The sequence below is a fragment of the Mycobacterium sp. pV006 genome, assembly GCF_041287115.1.
In the GTDB taxonomy this organism is placed as follows: domain Bacteria; phylum Actinomycetota; class Actinomycetes; order Mycobacteriales; family Mycobacteriaceae; genus Mycobacterium.
In genome coordinates this window covers 228,400-239,752 of the sequence record NZ_JBGGKT010000009.1, presented here as the reverse complement: position 1 = coordinate 239,752, position 11,353 = coordinate 228,400, and the positions used below count along the sequence as shown (strand labels likewise).

General features: G+C 71.3%; 6 protein-coding genes and 1 pseudogene. 5 read left to right on the top strand and 2 right to left on the bottom strand.

What is annotated here, in order from left to right; all coding sequences use genetic code 11:
- The 3 genes and pseudogenes from infB to ACAG25_RS16135 all read left to right on the top strand — a co-directional run.
- Window positions 1-2,403, top strand: a 2,403-nt coding sequence (gene infB / locus ACAG25_RS16145; RefSeq protein WP_370489466.1) for a translation initiation factor IF-2, incomplete at its 5' end; no start/stop codon positions are given.
- Window positions 2,404-2,871: a 30S ribosome-binding factor RbfA gene (gene rbfA / locus ACAG25_RS16140; RefSeq protein WP_370489465.1), complete on the top strand. Its 468-nt coding sequence runs from the start codon at window positions 2,404-2,406 to the stop codon at window positions 2,869-2,871.
- 33 nt (window positions 2,872-2,904) lie between these two features.
- A pseudogene (locus ACAG25_RS16135) lies at window positions 2,905-3,006 on the top strand (ribosome-binding factor A); the annotation flags it as partial.
- A gap of 408 nt (window positions 3,007-3,414) precedes the next feature.
- Here ACAG25_RS16135 and ACAG25_RS16130 read toward each other — a convergent pair.
- Window positions 3,415-3,801, bottom strand: coding sequence for a hypothetical protein (locus tag ACAG25_RS16130; RefSeq protein WP_370489464.1), 387 nt, complete (start codon window positions 3,799-3,801; stop codon window positions 3,415-3,417).
- 373 nt (window positions 3,802-4,174) lie between these two features.
- Here ACAG25_RS16130 and ACAG25_RS16125 point away from each other — a divergent pair, with 373 nt between their 5' ends.
- A complete protein-coding gene (locus tag ACAG25_RS16125) occupies window positions 4,175-9,298 on the top strand; it encodes a PE family protein (RefSeq protein WP_370489463.1) in 5,124 nt (1,707 codons plus the stop codon).
- A gap of 69 nt (window positions 9,299-9,367) precedes the next feature.
- On the opposite strand, the gene ACAG25_RS16120 is transcribed toward ACAG25_RS16125, so the two are convergent.
- Entirely contained in the window at window positions 9,368-10,222 is an 855-nt protein-coding gene (locus ACAG25_RS16120) for a sulfotransferase (RefSeq protein ID WP_370489462.1), read from the bottom strand.
- Window positions 10,223-10,335: 113 nt separating this feature from the next.
- Here ACAG25_RS16120 and ACAG25_RS16115 point away from each other — a divergent pair, with 113 nt between their 5' ends.
- Window positions 10,336-11,343 (top strand): bifunctional oligoribonuclease/PAP phosphatase NrnA, encoded by a 1,008-nt coding sequence (locus ACAG25_RS16115; protein ID WP_370489461.1) that lies wholly within the window; start codon window positions 10,336-10,338, stop codon window positions 11,341-11,343.
- Window positions 11,344-11,353 lie beyond the last annotated feature (10 nt).

Below are 11,353 nucleotides of genomic sequence, written 5' to 3'. Positions count from 1 at the left end.
GCGGCCCCGGCCGCTGCTGCGCCACCGGCTGCCCCGGCCGCCCCGCGACCCGGTCCCGCGCCGGGGCCCCGCCCCGGTCCGCCGTCTCCCAAGCCCGGTGCCCCGCGACCCGCGGCGCGTACCCCGCGTGTCGGCAACAACCCGTTCTCCACTCAGCAACCGGTCGAACGGCCGATCCCCAGGCCTCAGGGTCCCCGCCCCGGACCCGGCGGTCCGCGTCCCGGTGGTGGTCCGCGTCCCGGCGTCACCCCCGGCAACATGCCGCCGCGCCCGCCCGGCGCCCGGCCGGTTCCCGGTGGCGGCCCCCGTCCCGGCGGCGGTCCGCGTCCCGGTAGCGGTCCCCGTCCCACGCCCGGTGGCGCAGGTCGTCCCGGCGGCGGTGGTGGAAACTACCGCGGCGGCGGCGGTGCCGGTGGCGGCGCACCGGCCGGTGGTGGTTTCCGCGGTCGTCCCGGCGGTGGTGGCCGTCCCGGTCAGCGCGGTGGCGCGGCCGGCGCGTTCGGTCGTCCCGGCGGCGCCCCGAAGCGTGGTCGCAAGTCGAAGCGCGCGAAAAGGGCCGAATACGAGAACATGCAGGCCCCGGTTGTCGGTGGTGTGCGGTTGCCGCACGGCAACGGCGAGACCATCCGGCTCGCGCGTGGCGCATCGCTGTCCGACTTCGCCGAGAAGATCGACGCCAACCCGGCCTCGCTGGTCCAGGCGCTGTTCAACCTGGGTGAGATGGTCACCGCCACGCAGTCCGTCGGTGACGACGTCCTCGAGCTGCTCGGCAGCGAGATGAACTACAAGGTGCAGGTCGTCTCCCCCGAGGACGAGGACCGCGAGCTGCTGGAGTCCTTCGACCTGACCTACGGCGAGGACGAGGGTGGCGAAGAGGACCTCGAGTACCGGCCGCCGGTGGTGACCGTGATGGGTCACGTCGACCACGGCAAGACCCGACTGCTGGACACGATCCGCAACGCCACCGTCCGCGAGGGCGAGGCCGGCGGCATCACCCAGCACATCGGCGCCTACCAGGTGGCCGTCGACCTCGACGGGACCGAGCGGCCCATCACCTTCATCGACACCCCCGGTCACGAGGCGTTCACCGCCATGCGTGCCCGCGGTGCGAAGGCCACCGACATCGCGATCCTGGTGGTCGCAGCCGATGACGGTGTCATGCCGCAGACGGTGGAGGCGGTCAACCACGCGCAGGCAGCCGAGGTGCCGATCGTGGTCGCGGTCAACAAGATCGACAAGGAAGGCGCCGACCCGGCCAAGATCCGCGGTCAGCTCACCGAGTACGGCCTGATCCCCGAGGAGTACGGCGGCGACACCATGTTCGTCGACATCTCGGCCAAGGCGGGCACCAACATCGAGGCGCTGCTCGAAGCGGTCGTGCTGACCGCGGACGCGTCGCTGGACCTGCGGGCCAACCCCGACATGGAGGCCCAGGGTGTCGCGATCGAGGCGCACCTCGACCGCGGCCGTGGTCCGGTAGCCACCGTGCTCATCCAGCGCGGCACGCTGCGCGTCGGCGACTCGGTGGTCGCCGGCGACGCCTACGGGCGTGTGCGCCGCATGGTCGACGAGCACGGCGAGGACGTCACCGAGGCGCTGCCGTCGCGGCCCGTCCAGGTCATCGGTTTCACGTCGGTGCCCGGCGCCGGTGACAACTTCCTCGTCGTCGACGAGGACCGCATCGCCCGGCAGATCGCCGACCGGCGCAGCGCGCGTAAGCGCAACGCGCTGGCCGCACGCAGCCGCAAGCGCATCAGCCTCGAGGATCTGGATTCGGCGCTGAAGGAAACCAGCCAGCTGAACCTGATCCTCAAGGGCGACAACGCCGGTACGGTCGAGGCGCTCGAGGAGGCCCTGCTGGGCATCCAGATCGACGACGAGGTGCAGCTGCGGGTCATCGACCGCGGTGTCGGTGGTGTCACCGAGACCAACGTCAACCTGGCGTCGGCCTCGGATGCGATCATCATCGGCTTCAACGTGCGTGCGGAGGGCAAGGCGACCGAGCTGGCCAACCGCGAGGGCGTCGAGATCCGCTACTACTCGATCATCTACCAGGCGATCGACGAGATCGAGGCCGCGCTCAAGGGCATGCTCAAGCCGGTCTACGAGGAGAAGGAGCTCGGCCGCGCCGAGATCCGCGCGATCTTCCGTTCGTCGAAGGTCGGCAACATCGCCGGCTGCCTGGTGCAGTCGGGGATCATGCGCCGCAACGCCAAGGCGCGGTTGCTGCGCGACAACGTGGTGGTCGCCGAGAACCTCACCGTCTCGTCGCTGCGCCGGGAGAAGGACGACGTCACCGAGGTCCGCGAGGGCTACGAGTGCGGTCTGACGCTGACGTACTCCGACATCAAGGAAGGCGACGTCATCGAGACCTACGAGTTGGTCGAGAAGGAACGGGTCTAGATGGCTGATCCGGCCCGGGCGCGTCGGCTGGCCAAACGCATCAGCACGGTCGTCGCGTCGGCAATCGAGTACGAGATCAAGGATCCTCGGCTCGCCGGCGTGACGATCACCGACGCGAAGGTCACCAACGACCTGCACGACGCCACGCTGTACTACACGGTGATGGGCACCTCGCTCGACGAGGAGCCCGACTACGAGGCCGCCGCGGCGGCGCTGGACAAGGCCACCGGGGTGTTGCGCTCGAAGATGGGCGCGAACCTCGGTGTCCGGTTCACGCCGACGCTGGCGTTCGTCCGGGACACGGTGCCCGACGCCGCGCACCGGATGGAGGAACTGCTCGCCCGGGCCCGCGCCGCGGATGAGGATGTGGCGAGGATCCGGGAGGGTGCGGTTCCCGCGGGAGAAGCGGACCCGTACCGCGAGGCCGCGCCGCCGAGCGCTGATTCCGCCGAGCGCGACGAATCCTGACCGCGGCCGCCTGCGCGGCTGCTGGACAAAGTTACCGGGGTGTTGCGTCCCATCGTGGGCGCAAGCCTCGGTGTCCGTTGCACGCCGACGCCGGCGTTCGCGCGGGCTGGGGCGCCGAACGCTGCGCACCGGATGTGAGCTGCTGACTCGGGCCCCGGCGAGGATCTCCGGGGCGATTCCTGCTGGACCCCTACCGCGAGGCTGCGCGCTCGAGCGCTGATTCCGCCCCATCGTGACGAATCTTGAACCCGACGCTCGTCAACTTTGCTTGTTCTGCACGCCCGGTAGCTTTCGCGCTATCCGCCTTGAAGTGGCCGGCCGGGACGCGTCGATGAGGGTTAGCGGCGACAAGGGTCAATGTATGCATATTCGCAGTTAGAAGTGTTCATCTGAGATTTGCGCGACGCATCGTCCCGAAAATTTTTGGCGTGATAGTCAATTCCTGATGACTTTCTGCCGTGCCGGTGTTACGTTTGCCACGTTTTAGACGTCCTGTCAAGTTTCTCGCAGGTCTGAGGAAGAGCGCTGACGGGGCCCAGGCACTCACGGACGGGGACATTTGGTGATGAATGCTGCGCAAAAACCGAAGTACGCCATGTCGAAGCATTCATCGGCGAAGTACTCGCCCAGACACGCCATGACGAAACCCAGTGCCTCGTCCAGGTACGTCGGCCGCGTCGGCGCACTGGCGGTGGCGTTGGGAGTGGGCGCGGCGGTGACCGCGTTCATGCCGGCAGCACTTGCAGACACAACGGGTACGACGGGCTCAGCGGGCCCGGCGGGCTCCTCGGAGAGGCGGCACACGCCGTCGCCGGCGAAGAACCTCGGTTCGCCCGCCGCCGGATCGGGCTCGTTGTCGGGTGCCGGTTCCGGGGACTCGACAGGGCCCGGCGACGACGGAGCCCAATCCGATGCCGACGATGCCGACACCGTCGTTGAAGACGACGGCGAACCGGCGAGCGAAGCGCCCGGCGACCCGGTGGTCGACCAGGATCCTGCCGCCGGCGATGGCCCTTCGCAGGGCGGTGACCGGCCGGGCGAGGGCGACGGGGATCCCGCGGCCGCCTCGACCAAGACCCGCGGAACAGGGGCGTACGGGTCACGCGCTCAACATGATTCGCCGTCATCGCAGTTTGAAAGGCAGTGGACGCCGGCGTCGCCGAATGGCAGTACTTCGACCGCGCAAATCGATGTGGCCGACGAGGCCCCCGCCCAACAATCCACGGGGGTCGTGCTGCCTGTGGTGAGCGTGCCGCTGACAGACGCTTTGGCACAAGTCATTCCAAAGGACGCAGTGCCGGTCGTGGCTGTCGTCGTCGGCGCCGATTCGGAATTCTCGGACGGAACCCCGACGGATTCCCCGGGCGCACAGTCGCTTCTGCTGGCCGCGACGATGGGCGCAGCTCGCCGTGAGCTCGAAGAGCCGACCTCCGATATCGCTTCACAGACACTGGTCGACAACTTCTCCACCGCAGCGGCGGACAAGCCCTTCCAGATCTGGATCGGCTACCTGCTGCTCATCGGTGACGGCACCGCAGAACACCCGAACGCGGGCATCTTGTTCGGCAACGGTTTCAGCTGGACCGCCGAAACCTGCAACGTCGGGCTGGCGTGCATCGGCGGCAAGGGCGGATTCATCGGTAACGGCGGCGACGGCTTCAACGGTGGTGACGGTGGCTCAGCCGGATGGTTCGGCAACGGTGGCGCCGGTGGGGCCGGGGTGCTCTGGATTAACGCCGGAGCCGGCGGCAACGGCGGTCGAGGTGGTCTGATCAGCGGCCAAGGCGGTGCCGGCGGCGTCGGTGCGAACGGCCAAGACGGACAGGACGGCACGGCGACGACCGCGGCCACCGCCGGTGGTAAGGGCGGCAACGGCGGCGACGGCGGCGACGGCGGATGGATCCTGGGCAGAGCAGGGGCCGGCGGCGCTGGTGGCGTCGGAGGCAGGGGCGGCAACGGCTACGACGGTGCCGATGGTGCCCTCGGCGGCGGACATGGCGGTAACGGTGGAGACGGCGCCGAGGGCGGCGCCGGGGGTGACGGCGGAAACGCAGGTCAGGGCCGGCTCTACTTCTTCATCCCCACCACCGCAGCCAGGGGCGACGGTGGCGAGGGCGGCGCCGGTGGTGACGGCGGCAACGCAGGTAACGGCGGTGCGGGCACCGCGGGCACGTCGGCAGTTCCGGACGGCGGCCGCGGCGGCGACGGTGGCAACCGGGGTGACGCGGCGCTCGGCGGCACACCCGGTGTGCGGGGTACTCGCGGAACCGGCGGCTCCGACGGTGCGCGGGGGGCAGACGGTGCGGAGGGCAGCGGCGGTGACGGCGGTGCCGGTGGCGACGGCTGGGACAGCGACGACCCGACCCGGCCCGGCGGCAGAGGCGGCGACGGTGGCAACGCCGGCCAGTACGGCAACGGCGGCGTCGGCGGCCAGGGCGGAGACGGTGCCCAGGGCGTGTTCGGCGACTCGACCTCGGGCAACGGAAGTGCGGGCGGAACCGGCGGCGCCGGCGGTCTGGGCGGACTCCTCGGCGGCATCAGCGCCTCTGGCGGCGCGGGCGGTACCGGCGGCGCCGGTGCCGTCTTCGGTACCGGAGCGACCGCCGGTGAGGGCGGTGCCGGCGGCGCGGGCGCCGAAGGTACGGCGAGCGCAGGCGGATTCGGCGGCGGTGGCGGCGGCGGTGGCGGTGGTGCCCGCATCGAAGAGCGCAACGGCGGCACGGCGTCCGGCACCGCAACCGGTGGTGCGGGTGGTGCCGGCGGAGCGGGAACGGCGACATCCGCCGGCGGTACGGGCGGAACCGGGGGCGGGGCGGTTGTCCTGGCCGACGGAGCCGGCAGCACTGCCTCCGGCACCGCGACCGGTGGCGAAGGCGGGGCCGGCGGCAGCAACGGCGGGACCGGCGGTGCGGGTGGAATCGGCGGTGTCAAGGCTGTCGATGCCGGCAGCTCTGCCAGTGGCAGCGGCGTTGGTGGCGCCGGTGGCGCTGGGGTCGACGGCGGGACCGGCGGTGCTGGTGGCGAAGGTGTCACGAATTCCAGTGCGGGCGGCCACGCCGACGGCGACAGCACCGGCGGCGACGGTGGTTCGGCTACCGGGCTCGGTAGCAGCGGCGGCGCAGGTGCCGGTGCCTGGGTCCAGGCCTCCGCGGGCACGTCGGCGGGCACGGCGACCGGCGGCGCCGGTGGTGAAGCCAGCAACGGGGGCACCGGCGGGGGCGGCGGTTACGGGCTGATCCTGACCGTCGGGGCCGGCAGCAGCTCCGACGGCGACGCCACCGGCGGTGCCGGCGGTGCGGCCATCGCCGACGGAGCCACCGGTGGTGTCGGTGGTTCGGCGCAGGTCACCGGGCTCAATGGCGCGACGTCTGGGGGCGTCGCGACCGGTGGCGCCGGTGGTGTCGGCAAGGGCGGTGACGGTGGCGCCGGCGGTCAGGGCTGGGTCGGCGTCTACGACTACGCGGGTGCGGCCGGAAGCACGGTTACCGACAGCTCCGCGACGGGTGGTGCCGGTGGTGACGGCGGCAGCAACGATCTGGTGAACAACACGCGCGGCGGTACCGGTGGTGCCGGCGGACAGGCCCTGGCCGGTGCCGATCGCGGCGGCGCTGTCGAGGGTGCGACGGCGACCGGTGCCGCCGGTGGCCTCGGCGGTGACGGCACGGCGGCTGGCGCAGGCGGTATCGGCGGTGCCGGCGGGTACGGCGAGGTCTGGGCAGCCGATCCCGACGGCTATGCCACGGGTGCAGCGACAGGCGGTGTCGGAGGAAATGCGGTCGGCACGGGTACCGGCGGTGCCGGTGGCCGCGGCTATGTGCTGTCCCAGCACGGTGGACACGCTGAGGCGACAGGTGACGGCGCGGTCGGTGGCGCGGGTGGCGTCGGCATCGACGGCGGCACCGGCGGTTCCGGCGGCGAAGGCAAGGTCTCGGCCACCGCATCGGGTGCCGAGGCCAACGGCACGGGTGTCGGCGGTGCCGGCGGCACCGGCACCAATGGCGGCGTCGGGGGTGCGGGCGCTCAGGGCGGCATATTCGCTCAACGGATAAACAGCACAGCGACCGGCACAGGTATCGGCGGTGCCGGCGGATTCGGCGATGGTGTCGGCAGCACCGGCGGAAACGGCAGCGGCGGCTGGATCCAAACCGGTTACTACGCGGGCGGAGCCGGCAGCAGCGCCAGCGGGTACGCCCTCGGCGGTGCCGGTGGCAGCGCGACCACGGGGGGCACCGGCGGTGTCGGAGGCATGTCGGTCGTGCTCGCCACCGGGGACAACTCCACGGCCAGCGGCTCCACCTACGGCGGCGCCGGGGGTGCGGGTTCCGCCGGCGGCAAGGGCGGTGCGGGGTCGCTCGCACAGGTGGTGGCGATGGGTGGCGGATCCCACGCCAGCGGGACTGCCACCAGCGGCGACGGCGGCACCGGCACGGGTGCCGGGGTGGTCGGCGGGGCCGGCGGTCAGGCTGTAGTCAGCGCGGGACCCTCCTCCGGGGCCCTGGTCAACAACACCGCCGAAGGCACCGTGACCGGTGGCGACGGTGGAGCAGGACAGGGCGGCGTCAACGGCGGCGTCGGCGGCTCGGGGAAGATCGTCGTCAGGGGTGCGGGTGACTCCGTGACGGGCAGCACCGCCTCGGGCGCGCACGGCATCACCGGGACCGGTGGCGGCACCGCACAGATCACCACCGACGGCGGCACGGTCACCGACAGCTCGGCGATCGCCGGTGCCAGCACGGCGGACGGAGTGGGCGGCAGCGCTGCGATCTCGGTCACCGGGAACTCGGTCACCGGGACCGTCGTCAGCGGCACCACCGCCACCGGCGGCGACGCCGGATCCGGGAAGGCCGGTGGCAGCGCGACCGTGACCGTCAGCAGCGGTGCCACCGTCGTCGACAGCACCGCGGCCGGCGGCGACGGTTCCGACACGGCCGCCGGCGGCAAGGCTGTGATCACGGCCTCGGGCGCGGGCAGTTCGGTGACCGGATCCGACGCGACCGGCGGTGAAGCCGGAGCGGGTGACGCCGACGGCGGTGTCGGTGGCGTCGGCGGCAATGGCAACCTCACCGCGAGCGGTGGCGGAACCGTCAGCGACGCTGCCGCCACAGGTGGTGCCGGCGGGGCAGGTACCGATGGGGGAACCGGCGGCGCCGGCGGGAACGGAACAGTCAACGCCTCGGCCGCCGGCAGTACGGCGACCGGCGACGCAACCGGCGGCGCCGGCGGAGCCGGCACCGGTGGCACTGGCAGGAACGGCGGTAACGCGGTCATCACCGCGACAGCGGTGAACAGCAGCGCCGAAGGCGCTGCCACCGGCGGTACGGGTGGCGCTGGCCTCAACGGCGGTACCGGTGGCACCGGAGCCCTGGGCCAGATCGCGGCGCAGCGCGCAGGCAGCCACGCCAGCGGTACCGCGCTCGGCGGGGCCGGCGGTTTCGGCGACGGCTCGGGCAGCGTCGGTGGCAATGGCGCCGGCGGTTACATCAACACCGGTCTGTATTCCGGCCGCGGCGACAACAGCACCTCCAGCGGCTTCGCCCGCGGCGGGGCCGGTGGTAATGCGACCAGCGGCGGCAAGGGCGGCGTCGGCGGCGTGGGCACGATCATCTCCGTCGGCACGGGTTCGTCCGCTGACGGCTACAGCTATGGCGGCACCGGCGGCGCGGGTTCCAGCAGCGGAATCGGTGCGGCGGGCGGCCGGGCTCAGATCAGCTCGGGCGGCAACTCCTCGGGCGGCCTCAACTCGACTGCCGGTGGAACAGCCACCGGCGGTTCCGGCGGCAGCGGTACGGGTTCCGGCGTGACCGGTGGTAACGGCGGCGGAGCCACCATCGGATCCGGCCAGTTGAGCAACGGCACGGGCTTCAACAGCCACTCCAGAGGCACGGTGACCGGCGGTGCCGGCGGAGCGGGTCAGAACGGCGTCAACGGCGGTGCCGGTGGCGGTGCTTCCATCAACTCCCGCGGCAACAACGATTCGGTCACCGACGGCACCGTGACCGGTGGTGCCGGCGCGACCGGCGCGGTCGGCGGCACAGCCACCATCAACGTCGCCGGAGGCGCCGGAAGCTCGGCGGTCAGCGCGCGAGCCGAGGGTGGCAACGCGGGCGCAGGAGACGAATTCGGCGGCCTCGGCGGCGCCGGTGGCGCTGCCAGCGTCACCGCGTCCGGCGGCGGCAAGGTCGACGGCGGTGGAGCGTTCGGTGGCGACGGCGGTGTCGGTGTCACCGGCGGCAAGGGCGGGGCAGGCGCGGCTGCCACCGTCACGTCGACGTCCGCGGCCTCAGCGGTCACGGACTCGTCGGCCACCGGCGGCACGGGTGGCCTGGGCGGTAACGGAAACACGGGAGGCGCCGCCGCGAACGTCACCCTGAGCGGGCCGGCTACCGACCAGAACGTGACAGGAACAAACGGAACCGACAATCCGTAGGTGACCAGGCGATGAGGACGGGCCCGCTCCAGCGGGTCCGTCCCCCTCTTCCAGGCTCGGCTCGACCTCTCAGACGACCCGTAGACCGTCGGGGATCCTGGCCTCGTCGCGCCAGAAAGCATCGTGGACGAAGCGATCGAACAGATCAGGGGGAAGCACGGTGTCGCGCGGTATGGCCTTGACCTCTCCGTGCACGGTGTGCAGTCCAGGTGTTCCCGCGCGTTCGTCGAATTCGGTGACGTCGTAGTCGACCGAGGTGAAGTCGTGCTCGAAGGCCGGCTGACCGATGAACTCGTAGATGGCGTGCATGACCTTGGCGGGCTCGGTGGTCAGCGTCTCGTACTGCACCACCAGCAGGCGGTCACGTTGAGCGCCGTAGCACGCCTGCTTGAGTGCGTCGTAGGGCCCGCCGACCATCCCGTCCTGGCCGGCGACCTGGCTTGCCCGGGTATAGACGGTGCCGCCGGGGCTGTAGTCGAAGATCGATGACGGGCTGAACACGTTGCGCTGCACCAACCGCTCGATGCTGTCGATGACCCACGGCAGTTCCCGCACGCACGCAATGACCTTGGACTCCGGGAAAAGCTCTGCCAGCGCCGGCATCCGGGCGCACCAGCTCCGATTGGTGTCGAAGATGACGCCTGCGGTGCAATCGGCGTAGTAGCTGTCGAACAGCCCGTACAGGAGGCGCCTGCGTTTGGCGTCGTCCAAGAACACCGAGAACTCGTTTCTCGCGCTCATGTTGGACAGCAGGGCGTCGAACAGGCCCGCCAGCGGCCCTGACATCCCGGCATGGATGTTCGGATTCTGCCGCAGCAGTGCCGCAAGCAGCGTGGAGCCCGACCGCGGTAGTCCCGAGATGAAATGCAGCGCCGACACCGGTTGAGTCTGCAACCGGATCACCACAACCGCAACCAACGCCACCGGTGCGTCGTCCGTGGTCAGGAGGGTGCGCTATCGGCCTGCCGGATCGACCCGTACCGTGTTGACTGATGCAAACGGGGAGGGGGCCCCTAGGCGCGATCTCGAGGACAGCGATGACGGCGATCGAACCGACGGCTGATGCAGCCGTGGTCGGACCTGTGGGTACCCGCGTGGACGCGCGCGGGGCTGCTGGGCTGCTTTCAGCTGCGACCAGCGTCAGCGTGGTCTGCCACGTGTTCCCCGACGCGGACACCATCGGCGCCGGCCTGGCCCTGGCCCAGGTGCTTGAGCAGGTCGGCAGTGAGGTGCAGGTCAGCTTCGCCGCGCCCGAGACACTGCCCGAATCGCTCTACACGTTGCCCGGCTGCCATCTGCTGGTGCCGCCGGACCGGATGCGGCGCGACGCCGACCTCGTGGTGACGGTGGACATCCCGAGTGTCAACCGTCTGGGAGCCCTCGGTGAGCTGCTCCGGCCCGGTCGCCAGGTGCTGGTCATCGATCATCACACCTCCAACACCTTGTTCGGCACCGCCAACTTCGTCGATGCGAAAGCCGATTCGACGACGATGCTGGTCGCCGATCTGCTGGATGCGTGGGGCAAGCCGTTCGACGTGGGTGTCGCGCACTGCCTGTATGCGGGGCTGACCACCGACACCGGATCGTTCCGCTGGGCCAGTGCCCGGGCGCACCGGTTGGCGGCCCGGCTGGTCGAGGCCGGTGTCGACAACGCCGGGATCAGCCGCACGCTGCTCGACAGCCATCCGTTCGCGTGGCTGCCGATGCTGTCGCGGGTGCTGGGTTCGGCGCGCCTGGCGGCCGACGCCGCCGGCGGCCGCGGCCTGGTCTACGCCATGGTGCCGCACGACGAATGGTCGGCTGCGCGCCCGGAGGAGGTCGAGAGCATCGTCGACATCGTGCGCACCACTCAGGAGGCCGAAGTGGCCGCCGTGTTCAAAGAGACTGCGCCGCAACAGTGGTCAGTGTCGATGCGCTCGAAAGATCTCGATGTTTCCGCCGTCGGCGCTACCTTCGGCGGCGGCGGGCACCGGCTGGCTGCCGGGTACACCGCGCTGGGCACTGCCGAGGACGTCGTCGCCGCGTTGCGCAGTGCGCTCGACTGACCCGCTCCGA

What these genes read in the sequence shown, in the direction of transcription:
- ACAG25_RS16115 (WP_370489461.1), top strand. Translation starts at nt 10,336, where the DNA reads ATGACGGCGATCGAACCGACGGCTGATGCAGCCGTGGTCGGACCTGTG.
- rbfA (WP_370489465.1), top strand. Translation starts at nt 2,404, where the DNA reads ATGGCTGATCCGGCCCGGGCGCGTCGGCTGGCCAAACGCATCAGCACG.